Here is a 15,067-nt window from a genome sequence, read left to right on the forward strand (position 1 = left end):
CTCTATGGTAAGATGTGTGTAGCTCATAACAGACCTCCGTGTGTATGTTTTTGTCGTTACTAACATTTTACACGAACCTGTTATGGGTTTCTTTATTTGTCGCACTTAATTTTACAATTCATCAAATTAAAAAAATGCGAACTATTCCGAAAATACATTGGTTTCGTTCGCATCTTTAGTATGTCAATTATTTATTTCGAAGACTCTTGGGCTTGTTAATAATTTCATTGAAAATCATCATTTCTCTTAGCTTTGTCCCATCTCTCATAGAGTGATACATATGATTGACAGTTTGATTTTTAGGTCTGGCTGCTTTTTGTGTATGTTCATCTTGGAGGATATTTGTATTATCTAGTTCCATCCATGAAACATCTTCAATTGAAGCATCTGCGTACCAATTTTCTAATTCATTTAAATATTGCTCTGGACTTTCCCCTTCCATATAAGAATGATCAATTGGATTGTCATAATCAGCGATTTTTGTAAAATCAACTTGATAATCATCCTGTGATTCAAAACTTTGCTCAGAAGATATTTCAGTATTTCTCAGCGCATTATTAGCTTTTTTTAAACTATTATTTAATTGGTTTAAAGACATGTTTTTCACTAACTTCGAATTGTCACTCTGATTATTATGTCTTTTTCGCATAGCTTGAACTCTTTCATTTCGAGCTCGAATATCAGACTTACGTTGTAACTGTTCTTTATTTGTTGACTTGGTAATGGGTTTCTCTACCGATTCATGATTATCAATCCCTGAATCTTGATAATTCTTATGCTGATTTCTAATTCTTGGTGCAAACACTGAAAATAAGAACGAACCTAATAAATATATTAGCCATACACCAACTAGAAAATTCATTATTCTCTACCTTCTTCGGATGAATTCGTTCCTTTAGCAATCGAATCACGCATTGATGTATCTGATTCTATATTTTTCATGTTGTAGTAATCCATGACACCAAGATTTCCTTTTTTGAAAGCTTCTGCCATTGCCAATGGTACTTCAGCTTCAGCTTCAACCACACGCGCACGCATACGTTGAACTTCAGCAACCATTTCTTGCTCTTCTGCAACTGCAAACGCTCTACGCTCCTCGGCTTTAGCTTGTGCAACGTTTTTATCAGCAATCGCTTGATCCGCTTGAAGTTTCGCGCCAATGTTACGTCCAACATCCACGTCGGCAATATCAATGGATAGAATTTCAAAGGCAGTACCTGAGTCTAACCCTTTACGTAGAATTGTTTGTGAGATGGAATCTGGATTCTCAAGGACTTTTGAATGACTTTCTGAACTACCAACAGTCGTTACAATCCCTTCACCAATACGGGCAATAATTGTTTCTTCACCAGCACCACCCACGAGTCGTTCGATATTAGCTCGAACTGTTACTTTAGCTTTCGCTCTTACTTCAATACCATTCATTGCAACGGCAGAAATAAGTGGCGTTTCAATTACTTTCGGATTTACTGAAACTTGTACAGCTTCAAATACATTACGTCCAGCTAAGTCAATCGCTGCAGCTTGTTCAAATACCAAATCAATGTTCGCTCTTTGAGCGGCGATCAGTGCATCGACAACTAAGTTGACATTCCCACCGGCCAAGTGATGCGCCTCTAATTGGTTCGTATCTAATGTAAGTCCAGCTTTTGTTGCTTTAATTAGTGGTCGTACAATCTCTGACGGTTGAACCCGACGTAATCTCATACCTACTAGGTTACCGATTGAAACTTTAGCACCTGAGAAATAAGCTGTAACCCATAAGCCTACGGGTACGAATCTAAAGAATAAAGAAATTAGTATTATTAAAATAACAATAATAATACCTATCGAAATTAGAGACGACACCTCAAAATCATTATTTTGAAAATTATTCATATTATATTTCCTTTCTTACGTAAATTTTTGCGCCTTCAACTTTTGAAACAAAAATTGGTGTCCCACTTTGAATCATGTCCTCAGAACTAACAACCTCATAATACTCCCCATCGAACTCACCACGTCCGACAGGTCTAAGCGCTGTGACTGTGACACCCTTTTCACCCAATAAAAATGTAAAATCTTTATGACTCGAGTATCCTTTTTCTTTTTCAGAAGAAGTCCCAAGTACAAAACCATTACTAATAGCTAAATCTTTACCTAATTTTATTGGGACAAAAATTCCAATCGCACTCACAAGTATCATTGCTAACAATGTTAATACTACATCACCGATGTCGTTTAAGTGCATATAAAGAGAAATACTTATGGCTAATAAACCAAACATACCAATAATACCGAAATCAGGAACATAAAACTCCACAATTAACATAAGTATACCTAGTAAGAAAATTATGAACACGAGTAAGTTTTGACCTGGCATTCCAAAATAAAAACCATATGCTATTACTGCTAATCCTAAGTACAGCCATTTGGGACTGTAAAATAGACATAAGCTAAGTAACAACATACCTATTAATAAACTTGCAATCATATTTACCCTCCTCTCATAATCATTATACCACTAATATAAGGATTTCCGAAGAAATATCTATGAAATATCAGTAAAATATTGACCGGTTACTAAATTACTAATCGTTAACTTTTAGTTCATCCGATTCGTTTATTTCTTCAACGACATCAACATACTCTTGCTCTTGATATCTATTATTCCTTCTGTATTCTATGTCATTTTTTAATAGCTTAAACAAAGTCGAAACTAATGGAACAGCCAAAAGCATTCCCCAAATCCCTAATAATCCGCCACCGATTGTTATTGATATTAATACCCACAAGCCCGGGAGTCCAATCGATCCACCTACTACACGAGGGTAAATGAGATTTCCCTCTAATTGTTGTATAACAATAATAAAGACTAAGAAAGTTAACGCTTGAATTGGGGAATCAACGAAAATCATAATAAATCCAATGGCTCCAGAAATATATGCCCCTAATACAGGTATTAGTGCTGTTACTCCCGTCAATGCTCCGATCATTGAAGCATATGGAAATTGGAAAATCCACATACCAACCGTCACAAGTGAGCCAAGTATTAAAGCTTCCAATACCTCTCCTGTGATAAAATGTCGGAAAGAAAAATCAGTTACTTCTAACACATACATTAGTCCTTTATGTCCTCTTTCAGGTAGATATGTTTCTGATATGATTCTAAACTGTCTCCCTAAAGTCTCTTTAGACATTAATACATAAAGAGAAATCATCAATGAAAGAAATAAATTTACAACGATACTAAAGACAGAGCCCACTGTTGAAAGTGTTGTCTCAATAATATTAGTCGTAAAACGATTCGCAATAGAAATCATATTTGTGACGATATTTTGCCAATCAATTTGAAAAGTTTCGACAAACTCAGCTAATGGGGGAAATATCTCTTCATTCTCTATCACCCAGTTTTGAATTCCATTCGCTAAGAGTGGAATTATTTCAATAATTCGGCCAAAGACTGATATCAATTGAGGAATCACTAAATTCAAAATAAAAATCAAAACGATAGTAATTATTATTATAGATACTAAAATACTCACTGGTCTGCGTGTCTTTTTAATAACAATACTGTCACTATTGGGAAAATACAGTTTCTCCAACATCACCATCGGGATATTCAGTACATAGGCAATAATAAAACCTAAAATAATTGGCATTGAAATTGTCAATAAATAACTAAAAATGTTTTTTAGTCTGTCGAAATTAACAATGGCCAATACAATTAAACCTGCTATAAACAAATATTTAATAATATCAAAACGATATTTTTTTACTTTGTTCATATTTCACCTCCGTTATATTCTTTTAATATAACATATTTATTTTTTCCAATATAGTCATATTACCAATTGTATGGTATACAGTAATAGTTAAATGTAACTAAACAAAAAACCAACGCATTTTTCAATACGCTGGTTTAATCATTTTTCTGTTATACCATAGCTTCGGTACTGTTAAAGGTAAGTTGTCCTTCACTTTCATCAACAGTAATCACAGAATTTGGTAATACATTTCCTGCTACAATTTCTTTAGCTAATGGTGTTTCTAATTCTTTCATTATGAAGCGTTGTAAAGGTCTCGCTCCGTAAATAGGATCGTAACCTTGTTCAGCAAGCCATTGAGTTGCTGATTCAGTCACTTCTAATTTTATTTGTTGGTCTGCCAATCTATTTGAAAGGTTTTCAATCATTTTGAGTACAATTCCACTCATATTGTCTAAAGTTAGGGGAGAGAAAAGAACAGTATCATCAATACGATTTAAGAATTCTGGTTTGAATTGTTGACGCAGTAATTGATTTACTTGATTTTCAGTTTCTGGAGATATTTCGCCATTATCTTCTACTCCTTCAAGTAGTAAGTGTGACCCGATATTACTTGTCATTATTATGACAGTATTTTTGAAGTCTACAACGCGTCCTTTCGAATCGGTCAATCGACCATCATCCAATACTTGAAGTAATATATTGAAAACATCTGGATGGGCTTTTTCCACCTCATCCAATAGAATGATAGTGTACGGATTTCTACGAACAGCCTCAGTCAGTTGTCCACCTTCATCATGTCCAATGTATCCTGGAGGGGCACCCACTAATCTAGACACCGTATGTTTCTCCATATACTCACTCATGTCAAGTCGGACCATATGGTCTTCAGAATCGAATAATGCCACAGCAAGTGCTTTAGCTAATTCTGTTTTACCAACACCCGTTGGTCCTAAGAATAGGAACGAGCCAATTGGGCGATTCGGATCTTGAATTCCAGCTCGTGATCTAAGCACTGCTTCATGAACAAGTCGAACGGCTTCATCTTGACCAATGACTCTTCTATGTAAAACGTCATCAAGATGCAATAATTTTTCTCGTTCACCTTCGACAATTTTGTTCACTGGAATACCAGTTAAACGGCCAACAACTTTAGCAATTTCTGCATCAGTTACTGATTCTTGTGTTAAACGACTTTGTACTTCTGTTTCAACATGTTCATTCTCGATTTCTGCTAATTCTTTCTCCAATTCAGGAATAATTCCATGTCTTAATTCAGCCGCTTTTTCTAAATTATATTCAGATTCTGCATCTTCTAAGTCATGACGGGCTTGATCTAATTGTTCACGTTTATCACGTAACTTATTAGTTTCTTCTTTTTCAATATCCCAACGTGCTTTCAAATCATTCGCTTCTTCTCGTAAGTTCGCTAATTCTTCGCGAAGAATCTCTAAACGTCGTTTACTTGCCTCGTCGTCTTCTTTTTTCAATGCTTCTTCTTCAATTTCTAAAGTCATTAAACGACGATTTACTTGGTCAATTTCTAGTGGAACCGAATTTAATTCCATACGAATTGTTGCACAAGCTTCATCCACTAAGTCGAGCGCTTTGTCTGGTAAGAAACGATCAGTAATATAACGGTTTGAAAGTGTTGCTGCTGCCACTAGAGCATTATCATGGATATTCACACCATGGTGAATCTCATAACGTTCTTTTAGACCACGTAATATTGAGATAGTGTCTTCAACATTTGGTTCATTAACCATCACTCTTTGGAAGCGTCTTTCTAATGCTTTATCTTTTTCAAAGTTTTGTCGATATTCATCAAGTGTCGTTGCACCGATACAGTGTAATTCACCACGAGCTAACATCGGTTTTAAGAGATTCCCTGCATCCATTGAACCTTCAGTTTTACCTGCACCTACAATTGTATGAATTTCATCAATGAATAGAAGTATTTGCCCTTCTGCATCTTTCACTTCTTTTAATACCGCTTTTAAGCGTTCTTCAAACTCTCCACGATATTTTGCTCCGGCTATCAATGCACCCATATCTAAAGAATAAAGTGTTTTTTCTTTTAAGTTTTCAGGTACATCATTGCGAACGATTCTTTGTGCTAGTCCTTCAACAATCGCTGTTTTACCTACACCTGGGTCCCCAATTAAGATTGGATTATTTTTAGATTTACGTGATAAAATTCGAATTACATCACGAATTTCTTCATCACGTCCAATGATTGGATCCATTTTATTTGATTTAACGGCTTCGTTTAAGTTGATTGCATATTTCTCTAGAGATTCATATGTTTCTTCTTGATTTTGAGATGTCACACGATTTCCTCCTCTCAATTCTTCAATTCTTTCTTTAAATTTTTGCTCAGTTAAGCCATTATCTATTAAAAATTTAACAATTGGATTATGTTTTTGTTTATATAAAGCCAACAGAATGATTTCTGTTGATAGATATTCGTCATTATATTCCGCTGCAATGGTTGTTGCATCTTGTAGTAGTCGGTTTAAATTCTGACTAATACCTTGTCCATATTGTATGTTACTCCCACTCACTTGGGAAATTTTATCAATTTCATCTTCAACAAGACGAACAAATTGATTCATAGGGATATTTTGTTCACTATATAATTTATAAGCAAAATGGTCTGCTTGTAGCATAATTAACCATAAATGTGCAATCTCTATTTGTTGATGTTGCCGTGTTATGGCTACTTGCTGTGCCTCACCAATTGTTTGTTGCATAGTGGTTGTTAATTTATCAATCATATTTACACAGCCTTTCTATTGGTCAAAATTGATCAATGTTTTTTTGTATAAGTATAAGCCCCTCTTGAGGCTATATTTATTATATACCATTGGTCAGTAAAGGTCAAATATTTTTTTCCTTTTTTTATTCATAAAATTCAATCTTTCCGTCACTTAATGATTTAATACGACAAATTGAATAAACATCGTATCCAGCTTCTTCTAATCTTTCTCTACCGGGTTGGAAAGATTTCTCAATACATATACCTATGCCAACCGTTTCAGCCCCACTTTGCTCAATTAAATCTACTAACCCCGCTGCAGCCTCACCATTAGCTAGAAAATCGTCTATAATCAATACTTTATCATCTTTATCAAGATATTCTTTTGATATAAACACGTTACTTGATGTGTTCTTTGTATATGAATGAACCAGAGTTTCATATTTATCTTCTGATTTAATTGTGATCGGTAAAGCTTTCTTGGCGAATAACATTGGAACAGCTAAACGATAGGCGACCATTAAAGCTGGTGCAATTCCAGATGATTCAATGGTCAAAACTTTTGTAATACCTTTATTTTTAAAGTATCCATAGAAATCGCTTTCAATACTTTTTTATCACATGTGGATCTATTTGATGATTTAAGAATGAATCAACTTTTAAGACATTTCCAGGATAAACTTTTCCATGATCCAATACCATTTGTTTTAAATTATTCACTCACATACCTCCTAGTGGTATCAATTAAATATCGATTTGTTTGTGTTCTTGAGTTTGACGCACATGTCTCCAATCAACTAATCCACTTTCTAATCCACGAATTAAAATCTCAGCCGTCCCCATATTTGTAGCTAATGGAATATCGTAAACATCACAAAGACGTAATAAGGCAGACACATCTGGTTCATGAGGTTGGGCAGTTAAAGGATCTCTTAAGAATAAAACTAAGTCCATACGATCATCTGAGATTGCTGCACCAATTTGTTGGTCTCCACCTAATGGCCCTGATTTATAACGATGAACGTTTAAACCTGTCGCCTCAATAATTCTTTGACCTGTTGTCCCAGTAGCAAACAATTCATGTTTTGCCAAAATATGGCGATAAGCTACCGCGATATTAACCATATTATCTTTTTTCTTATCATGTGCGATTAAAGCTATTTTCACTTTAAACACACCTCCTCATTTTTATTTTAATTATATCAGATACTGGATATTCTTTCTTATTAAACACTCAGTATACTTAATCCTATAGGCAAATCAATTGCATTTATACAACAGTTTGTTAAACTGTGCGTAGTATACTCAAAGGAGGAGTTTATTAATGGCAAAAGTGGCTACAGTAATAACAGACTTATTCGAGGATATTGAATTCACTTCACCACGTGATGTATTAATAGAAGCAGGTCACGAGGTTATAACAATTGGACCTGAAGCAGGACATACTGCCAAAGGGAAACAAGGCGAAGCAGAAGTTACAATCGACAAAAGTATTGATGATGTGAAGTCAGCTGATTATGATGCTTTATTTATTCCAGGTGGATTTTCTCCAGACAAATTAAGAAAAGACGATCGTATCGTTGATTTTGTTCGAGAATTTGCTTTTGCACGGAAACCTATTTTTACTATCTGTCACGGACCACAATTATTAGTCAATGCAGATATACTACGTGGTAAAGACATTACAAGTGTGAAACAAGTCGCAATTGATGTAAAAAATGCTGGTGCTAACTTCTATGATGAAGCAGTCGTTATCGACCCTTCTGGAATCATTTCTAGTCGTACACCCGAAGATATCGACGCATTTAACAAAGCGATTGTTGAAGCTTTAGCATAATATTTGAATAGAAAGAAAAAACTCCCGTTAAGGGAGTTTTTTTGCTAATTATCTTTACTTGTATCTTCGGTATTTGATGAAAATAGTTTGATGGTTGAATTTGATCTTACATCGGTAAACAAATTCAAATTACAACTCATTAATTCTATCTCATCATGTGTCTGATAATAATTAAATAAATCATCTTCAATAATTTGTAGGAAATTATCTGCATATAATAAGGGTCTCAGTTTTTGACTATCGATATTATTGTTGTAATCTTCGAATTGCATCAGAACAAATTGGTCAATAATTATCCGCTCATTACTAACTAGGTTTGGAAAGCCTGTGCGAATATCCGTCGCAATAAGCTTACTTGGCACTAGCAACATTAAGGAAAGTTGAAACTGAGCAATCAAAGGATGGGTTTCATCAACTAATTCAATTGTATGTGTTATAAATTGATGTTTATTAATTATAAAAACTCCTTTATTAAAATATCTTAGAGATTTACATTATAACGCAAGTTTTCAGATAATCCAGTATTTTAAAGTAAAAATATTATTAATTATCTCCTTCGATAATCTCAAAGGCAAATTTTAAAAATTCTGGAAAATGCCTTGCCCAATAAAATTCATGATGCTCCTCGTCTGCCATAATTCGTAACCAAATATTATCGATTGGATGGTTCATTTTAAGTAAATCATTATAATATCGAAGATTACAATCTATATATTGCTGATTCATCTTTCCTTCGATAAAATTAGCATCCGTATCATCACCTTCGCTTGTTCCTACTTGTATATATACTTTCGTATTTGGGTTTAAAGGATGCTCATTGATGAATGATAAAAATTCTTCCTCATTAAACCATGACGCTAAGGAGAATACACCAAGAACTCCGAAAACTTCTGGATACTTACTCCCCATATAGGCTGCCATAATGCCCCCCATTGAACTCCCAGCTAGTAACGTATTCTTTCTATCAGGAAGTGTTCGATAATTGTTATCAATAAAGGGTTTTAATTCGTTAACAAACCAGTCAGCATGTAATGCCCCATCTCCACCGACATCCTGAAATTCTTCAGTCTTCGTTTGATCCGATGGCCATGGCGAATATTCATTCAATCGATTTTCACTAGCATTATCTACTGCAACAATAATCATTCTAGGTAAATCTAAATTATTTTTTATTGTGGGAATAACTTTCCAAGAATGACCCACAAATGCCTCTTTACTGTAAAATACATTTTGTCCGTCATGCATATACAATACAGGGTAAGCATCATCAACATCTTTTTTATAATCTTTCGGTAATAACACACGGATGCGTCTTTTCTGATTATAGTAAGGTATATCTAAATAATGAGTTTCTAATTTTAAATAGTAATAATCTTCCGTTCGTTTCCAAAACATTGGCTCCACCTACTCACCCCATATCTCATCTTTAAGTTCATTTACATTATAACGTTTTAACGTATTAAGTAAAAGATAAGCACTTTCTATGGAAAATATTAAATGCTATTAATTTAAACCAAAGCCGCTTCGGTATTCATTCCCTGCTTGATCAACGTAAGCATAAGTCATTCCTTCACGCATATACTTATCTTTATCGTAACCTGGTACGTCGTTACGTGAAATTGAAACGCCGTATTCATCCACTCCAATAACTTTACTATTCTTAGGTAATGTTAAAGGTAGTTTCCCAATTGGAGAGAATTGACCGAGGATCACTTCAAGCACTGCTCCAGGGAATGTATCATAACCAACAAGTAAGGCTTCTGATTTCTTCTCAATATTCTCTAAAATCCAAGGCAAGATCATATTCACTGATGTCACAACTTTTTGCCGTTTTCGTTCATGTAGCCTACGATTTTATTTAATTCATAGAAATTACTTAAAGTTGTTTTTTTATAAGTGTCGCCATTCAGTGCAATATTCGTCTTATCTTCACAGATTTCTAATTCTAATAAACCAGGTGTCGCATCAAAGTATGAACCACTTAATGGGTATAGGAATAACGCTGCAATGTCAGCTTCTTTATAATCCTCAATAATTTCGATATTTAATGCCTTCACATTTTTTAATAGAAGTTCTTGGTATTTTTCAGTTTCTTCTTCACCTCTACCAAACGCTTTAACGAATAGTTTTTGTCCTCTAACTGGTAATACATTATTATTTTTTAATAATATCACTGATTTCAAGTGCGCTTGATATGCTGCTTCTTCAGCTTCTCTCTTAGTTGCTTCATCCATGACAGGTTGGTATCCAACATAATTTTTGTTGTCGAATAAGCCTAAATCAAACATCTCACTCAAAACATTCACATTTGCTTGATCAATTCTTTGTGGTGAAATTAAGTTAGTTGAAATAGCTTTTTCAAGTCTTTAACTTGGTTTGTTCCAATGATTAAATCTGTTCCAGCATTAATTGCTTTAGCAAAGCGACCAAGAACTGTTAAGTCTTCGACACCCCAACCAGTTTTACCTATAATTCCTGGATCTGAGTTACTGTATCCAGTGAATCCTAATTTATCACGCAATAAATGATTTAAAGTGTAATGGTTAAATGTCATTCCAACTTCTTTAAATGGCATTGCTTCCCCATCAAAGCTTTGGAAACGGCTTTTCTCACTAGTTGGTGCTGAATAATAAGGCATCATCGAACTTGGATTGTGTTTCGCAGCTTCGATGAATGGAGGTAAATGATAATTTTCTAAACTACCTTCAGTACGGTATACGTTCCATTTTCCTTATTTATAATGTGGATCAAATCCGTTCTCTCTTGCTCCACCACCTGGGAAGTGTTTGATTGTTAGTGCAATTGAGTCTTCATTAAGTTCCTCTCCCTGGAATCCTTTAATCAAGCGAGCAATAATTTCACTAATCAATTCTGGTTCTTCTCCAAATGTTCCATCAGTACGTTGCTATTCTGGATCTGTCACAACGTCAGCCATATACATGTATCCTTTACGAATATCTGAATCCAAACCATTCATTTTTACTTTATTTTCAAAAAAATCAATGGTTTTATAGCCTTCACCTTTTATCTCTTAAGTTAAAATGATGCATGTGTATTTTTTCAATCGTTTCAGTCGTTGGATATTTATCTAGTAACTTCATAGATGTTTCATCAGCTTTTTTTAAATACTTCATCTAAGATTTCTGTATTTTGCCTTCTTTTTTCGCTTTCCCCATACCTAATTTATTAATCATTAACATACCAACTTTTCATCGATATTCATTAATGGAACAAGGTTTTTAGCTCTCTCTCGACTTGATAATCTTCAGTCCTCATATGGATCCAGTACCCCGTTGTTATTTAAGTCTTTAAATTTTAGTCCATCGACTTCAATAATTTGTTTACTTTTTGTTTTAAGATTCATTTATGCTAATCCTCCCAATCATCTGATGTATTTATAATATCACGTAAAATAAAACGCTCCAATTAATAATTAAAGCGTTTTACTTAAATTGGGATATATTTAATTTCTTTAGTGATTATCCCCACAGTTTATTGAAATTTTCTTCGGCTACTTCATAAACATTTTCAACCTCTTCATTATAAGCAGCAGAAATAAATTCAGCCATCCTTGCCATTTCGATGAAAGGTACTTTATGGGCACCGTGTTCGTCTAATTTTAAGTAAACATATTTACCTTCTGGGATTTTTGTTGCAGCTTCCACAAATTCTTCTGCGTAGATGTATGGGACAACTGGATCCTGTTTAGAATGCCAGAATAATAGGGGTCTATGATTAATAGCTTTTGGATCCAGTCCCAAATCATACTTCTTGAAGTATTCGGTCATATATTCATAGATTGTTTTAGCATTTGGAGCTAATTGATCCATTTCACCACCATGACTCACATATTGATTAACAATCCAATCGTTAAATTTGATTTGTTGAGGCGATCCCATTAACACTACAGAAACATTGACTTCTTTATTTGCTTTGAATATTAATGAAGTCGTCATACCACCCATGGACATACCTGCTACCGCTATAAAGTCGTCTTTGATTAATTCTTTCGAACGATAATAGTGAACTATCTCTGGAAATTCTTTGACGTTACTCATCAAAGCTTCAAAAAATAAGATACCATTCACATTCAAATCCACTCCATACTTACGTCTTTCACCGTGATGTTGGGCATCTGGCATAATAACTCGGAAACCGCGTTTAGCGATTTCATTACCAAAGGTCATACTCGAGTCCTTGCTACCGGTAAATCCATGATAAAAAATAGCTAATGGTGCAACTTTATCTTCTAAATTCGCATCGATAATTTCAATAACGGGTATTTCATTTATATAATAAGACTTAGTAATATGACGCATAAAATTCCTCCATAATTTATATTTATTTATATCTCATATTGTACAGAAATATGACAAGAAAAAACAATTTAAACATTCATTTGTATGATTGAAAATAATTAAGTATAATCAACTATATATGAAAGGAGTTTCTTATATGAATCAACATCTTATTGCCATTGATTTAGATGGCACAACTTTAAATAATCAATCAAAACTTTCTCGATTTACAATTGAAATTTTAAGAAAGCTTGATGAGCTCGGACATATCGTCATGATTGTTACTGGGCGCCCATATAGAAATAGTATCAATATTTACAATGAAATGAATATCAATTCGCCAATGGTAAACTTTAATGGTGCTTATTGTCATCATCCAAGAAAGCCACACTTCTTACCTGCCTATCATGAGGAATTGGATAAGGAAATCGCTTTTGAATTATTTGCGAATCAAGATAATTTAGATATCAATTTATTAATTGCTGAAGGTAAGGATAGACTATTTTCTTCATCAATGAATTTGCCGGATAGTCCTTTCTTCCCTAAAGATTTAGCCGAAATTAGTCAATTAAGTCGCGCAAACTTAACTCAGAATCCAACGGCATTAACTATTCTATGTGACGTTGAAAAGCAAAAAACGATTGAAAATCGAATTATGGCTCGCTACGGTGACGATGTGTCTGTACGTACTTGGGGTGGCGTCTTGCCGATTCTAGAAGTCGTTCGCCAAGGAATCAACAAATCTGTTGCTGTGGATAAAGTTAGCAAGTTCTATCACATTCCAAATGAGAATATCTTAGCTTTTGGAGACGAGAATAACGACTTAGAAATGATTCAATACGCTGGTTTAGGTGTGGCGATGAAGAATGCTACTGACGAAATCAAGGGTGTTGCAGACACTCACACTGAATTTACCAACGATGAAGATGGGCTAGCCCACTTCTTAGCAAATTATTTCAATCTATAAAATAATAGGAAGGCTGACATATTAATGTCAATCTTCCTATTTTTTTATCAGTTTGTTCAATTATAGTTTTTATTCACCTGCTGAAGCTTCAAATCCTTCCGCAATTTCTCCATTTTCTAGACGTAACATTAAAGCAGATTTGGTTGGATTATGGTTTTCATCCATTGAGAATGTTCCTGTAATTCCTTCAAAGTTTTCAGTTTCTTCTAAAGCTTGACGAATTGCATCTCTATCCGTTGATCCCGCTCTTTCAATGGCATCAATAAGCAAACCAATCGCATCATATCCTAAGGCTGAGAATGTGTCTGCTGAACGGCCATACATTTCCTCAAAATCAGCTAAAAATTCCTGAACTTTTGGATTATCACTTTCTTCAGAGAAGTGAGTTGTAAAGTATACATCTGTAGCATTACTAGCCCCTGCTAAATCTACTAATGTATCACTATGGTAGCCATCTCCACCGATAATTGGTTGAGTAATCCCCATCTCTCTTGCTTGTTTAATAATTAACCCTGTTTCAGTATAGTAACCTGGAATGTATAACACATCGAAATCTTTACCTAATAACGAAGTGAGTAAAGCCTTGAAATCAGTATCTCCTGACTGATATGATTGTGTTTCTAAGATTTCTCCACCATTTTCTGTGAATGTTTCAGTGAAAGAATCAGCTAAGGCCAGTGAGTAGTCTAAAGCTTGATCTGTTAAGATAACCGCTTTTGATAAATTTAATTCATTCGCTGTATAAGCCCCCGCAGCTAACCCTTGATATGAGTCTTCGAAACACACTCGGAAGATATACTCCAATAATGATCCATCATCTGCTAATGTTAATCCGTCACCTGTAGTCGCTGCGAAGATGTTTGCGATACCCGCTTCATTAGTAATTGGAATAGCTGCTTTTGCTACACCTGTTGCTGTAGGTCCAATAATTCCTACGGCTTCACTACCAGCTAAACGAGTCGCGATTGATGCTGATTCTGTTAAATCTGAGCGGTTATCAATAATTTCTGCCTCTAACATACGACCATCTAGGATACCCCCATTATCATTAATTTGTTGAATAAATAAATTAATTGCATCAGCCGCAGGTGAACCATAAGCAGCAGCATTCCCAGTTAATTCTAAATTCCCACCAATAATGATACTATCTTGAGCAAAAGCCACTGAAGGTGCAAGAGCTGTAGTTGAAAGTAATAATCCCGATAATAATGTTAATCCGATTTTTCTAAGTTTCATAATAATTCTCCATTCTTTTTAATTTTTACAAAAAAGACCTAAACTAGATTTTCTAAAATCTAATTCAGGTCTATTCCTAAACTTAACATATCTACTTAATCCTGAATAATTCATACTTTTAAATATTGAGTTATTCTAGTCGTTATTTTTCAATTTTGGATCACTTTATCGAAATTAAAATATTTTAATCGATTTTCTAAGCTAAAGAAAAACTTTTTAGTCTCA

Annotated in this window: 14 protein-coding genes and 2 pseudogenes; 2 read left to right on the forward strand and 14 right to left on the reverse strand. The window is 34.4% G+C overall.

All coding sequences use genetic code 11. The features are described 5' to 3' along the window. Positions 1-187 precede the first annotated feature (187 nt). The 7 genes and pseudogenes from ACEN4N_RS09645 to mgsA form a co-directional block, all read right to left on the reverse strand. Positions 188-862: a hypothetical protein gene (locus ACEN4N_RS09645; protein ID WP_407090913.1), complete on the reverse strand. Its 675-nt coding sequence runs from the start codon at positions 860-862 to the stop codon at positions 188-190. Next, positions 862-1,878, reverse strand: coding sequence for a flotillin-like protein FloA (gene floA / locus ACEN4N_RS09650; protein WP_138404895.1), 1,017 nt, complete (start codon positions 1,876-1,878; stop codon positions 862-864). The genes ACEN4N_RS09645 and floA overlap by 1 nt, the downstream gene beginning before the upstream one ends. A gap of 1 nt (position 1,879) precedes the next feature. Then, on the reverse strand, positions 1,880-2,473 hold the full coding sequence (locus tag ACEN4N_RS09655) for an NfeD family protein (RefSeq protein WP_407094144.1): 594 nt from the start codon (positions 2,471-2,473) through the stop codon (positions 1,880-1,882). A 97-nt stretch (positions 2,474-2,570) separates the two neighbouring features. Further along, positions 2,571-3,767: an AI-2E family transporter gene (locus tag ACEN4N_RS09660; protein WP_407094145.1), complete on the reverse strand. Its 1,197-nt coding sequence runs from the start codon at positions 3,765-3,767 to the stop codon at positions 2,571-2,573. 149 nt (positions 3,768-3,916) lie between these two features. Next, a complete protein-coding gene (gene clpB, locus ACEN4N_RS09665; RefSeq protein ID WP_407094146.1) occupies positions 3,917-6,523 on the reverse strand; it encodes an ATP-dependent chaperone ClpB in 2,607 nt (868 codons plus the stop codon). Positions 6,524-6,647: 124 nt separating this feature from the next. Next, positions 6,648-7,224, reverse strand: a pseudogene (locus ACEN4N_RS09670) (xanthine phosphoribosyltransferase). Positions 7,225-7,248: 24 nt separating this feature from the next. Continuing rightward, positions 7,249-7,671 (reverse strand): methylglyoxal synthase, encoded by a 423-nt coding sequence (gene mgsA, locus ACEN4N_RS09675; protein ID WP_407094147.1) that lies wholly within the window; start codon positions 7,669-7,671, stop codon positions 7,249-7,251. Positions 7,672-7,828: 157 nt separating this feature from the next. On the opposite strand from mgsA, the gene ACEN4N_RS09680 reads away from it, so the two are divergent. Next, positions 7,829-8,341: a type 1 glutamine amidotransferase domain-containing protein gene (locus tag ACEN4N_RS09680; protein ID WP_407094148.1), complete on the forward strand. Its 513-nt coding sequence runs from the start codon at positions 7,829-7,831 to the stop codon at positions 8,339-8,341. A 44-nt stretch (positions 8,342-8,385) separates the two neighbouring features. Here the strand turns inward: ACEN4N_RS09680 and ACEN4N_RS09685 are convergent, their stop codons facing one another. From ACEN4N_RS09685 to ACEN4N_RS09710, 6 genes and pseudogenes are all read right to left on the reverse strand, one after another. Beyond that, positions 8,386-8,703, reverse strand: coding sequence for a hypothetical protein (locus tag ACEN4N_RS09685; RefSeq protein ID WP_407094149.1), 318 nt, complete (start codon positions 8,701-8,703; stop codon positions 8,386-8,388). Between the two features lie 181 nt (positions 8,704-8,884). After that, positions 8,885-9,736, reverse strand: a complete 852-nt coding sequence (locus ACEN4N_RS09690; protein WP_407094150.1) for an alpha/beta hydrolase — start codon at positions 9,734-9,736, stop codon at positions 8,885-8,887. 108 nt (positions 9,737-9,844) lie between these two features. Then, positions 9,845-10,159 (reverse strand): hypothetical protein, encoded by a 315-nt coding sequence (locus ACEN4N_RS09695; RefSeq protein WP_407094151.1) that lies wholly within the window; start codon positions 10,157-10,159, stop codon positions 9,845-9,847. Continuing rightward, on the reverse strand, positions 10,156-10,638 hold the full coding sequence (locus tag ACEN4N_RS09700; protein ID WP_407094152.1) for a hypothetical protein: 483 nt from the start codon (positions 10,636-10,638) through the stop codon (positions 10,156-10,158). The genes ACEN4N_RS09695 and ACEN4N_RS09700 overlap by 4 nt, the downstream gene beginning before the upstream one ends. A gap of 38 nt (positions 10,639-10,676) precedes the next feature. Next, positions 10,677-11,231: pseudogene (locus ACEN4N_RS09705) on the reverse strand (glycoside hydrolase family 3 N-terminal domain-containing protein); the annotation flags it as partial. 589 nt (positions 11,232-11,820) lie between these two features. After that, the gene (locus tag ACEN4N_RS09710) at positions 11,821-12,660 is read right to left on the reverse strand and encodes an alpha/beta fold hydrolase (RefSeq protein ID WP_407094153.1); all 840 of its coding nucleotides are present in this window, start codon (positions 12,658-12,660) and stop codon (positions 11,821-11,823) included. 136 nt (positions 12,661-12,796) lie between these two features. Between ACEN4N_RS09710 and ACEN4N_RS09715 the strand changes: the two genes are divergently transcribed. After that, a complete protein-coding gene (locus ACEN4N_RS09715) occupies positions 12,797-13,606 on the forward strand; it encodes a Cof-type HAD-IIB family hydrolase (RefSeq protein ID WP_407090932.1) in 810 nt (269 codons plus the stop codon). 69 nt (positions 13,607-13,675) lie between these two features. Here ACEN4N_RS09715 and ACEN4N_RS09720 read toward each other — a convergent pair whose 3' ends face one another. After that, positions 13,676-14,842: an ABC transporter substrate-binding protein gene (locus ACEN4N_RS09720; protein ID WP_407090933.1), complete on the reverse strand. Its 1,167-nt coding sequence runs from the start codon at positions 14,840-14,842 to the stop codon at positions 13,676-13,678. Positions 14,843-15,067: the final 225 nt, after the last annotated feature.

Origin of the sequence: Ruoffia sp. FAM 20857, assembly GCF_045528645.1 — a bacterium.
GTDB lineage: Bacteria > Bacillota > Bacilli > Lactobacillales > Aerococcaceae > Ruoffia > Ruoffia halotolerans.

Coding starts and splice junctions, on each gene's coding strand:
- ACEN4N_RS09660 (WP_407094145.1), bottom strand. CDS start 3,767: ATGAACAAAGTAAAAAAATATCGTTTTGATATTATTAAATATTTGTTT.
- ACEN4N_RS09715 (WP_407090932.1), top strand. CDS start 12,797: ATGAATCAACATCTTATTGCCATTGATTTAGATGGCACAACTTTAAAT.
- floA (WP_138404895.1), bottom strand. CDS start 1,878: ATGAATAATTTTCAAAATAATGATTTTGAGGTGTCGTCTCTAATTTCG.
- ACEN4N_RS09655 (WP_407094144.1), bottom strand. CDS start 2,473: ATGATTGCAAGTTTATTAATAGGTATGTTGTTACTTAGCTTATGTCTA.
- ACEN4N_RS09680 (WP_407094148.1), top strand. CDS start 7,829: ATGGCAAAAGTGGCTACAGTAATAACAGACTTATTCGAGGATATTGAA.
- ACEN4N_RS09710 (WP_407094153.1), bottom strand. CDS start 12,660: ATGCGTCATATTACTAAGTCTTATTATATAAATGAAATACCCGTTATT.
- ACEN4N_RS09690 (WP_407094150.1), bottom strand. CDS start 9,736: ATGTTTTGGAAACGAACGGAAGATTATTACTATTTAAAATTAGAAACT.
- ACEN4N_RS09645 (WP_407090913.1), bottom strand. CDS start 862: ATGAATTTTCTAGTTGGTGTATGGCTAATATATTTATTAGGTTCGTTC.
- clpB (WP_407094146.1), bottom strand. CDS start 6,523: ATGATTGATAAATTAACAACCACTATGCAACAAACAATTGGTGAGGCA.
- ACEN4N_RS09720 (WP_407090933.1), bottom strand. CDS start 14,842: ATGAAACTTAGAAAAATCGGATTAACATTATTATCGGGATTATTACTT.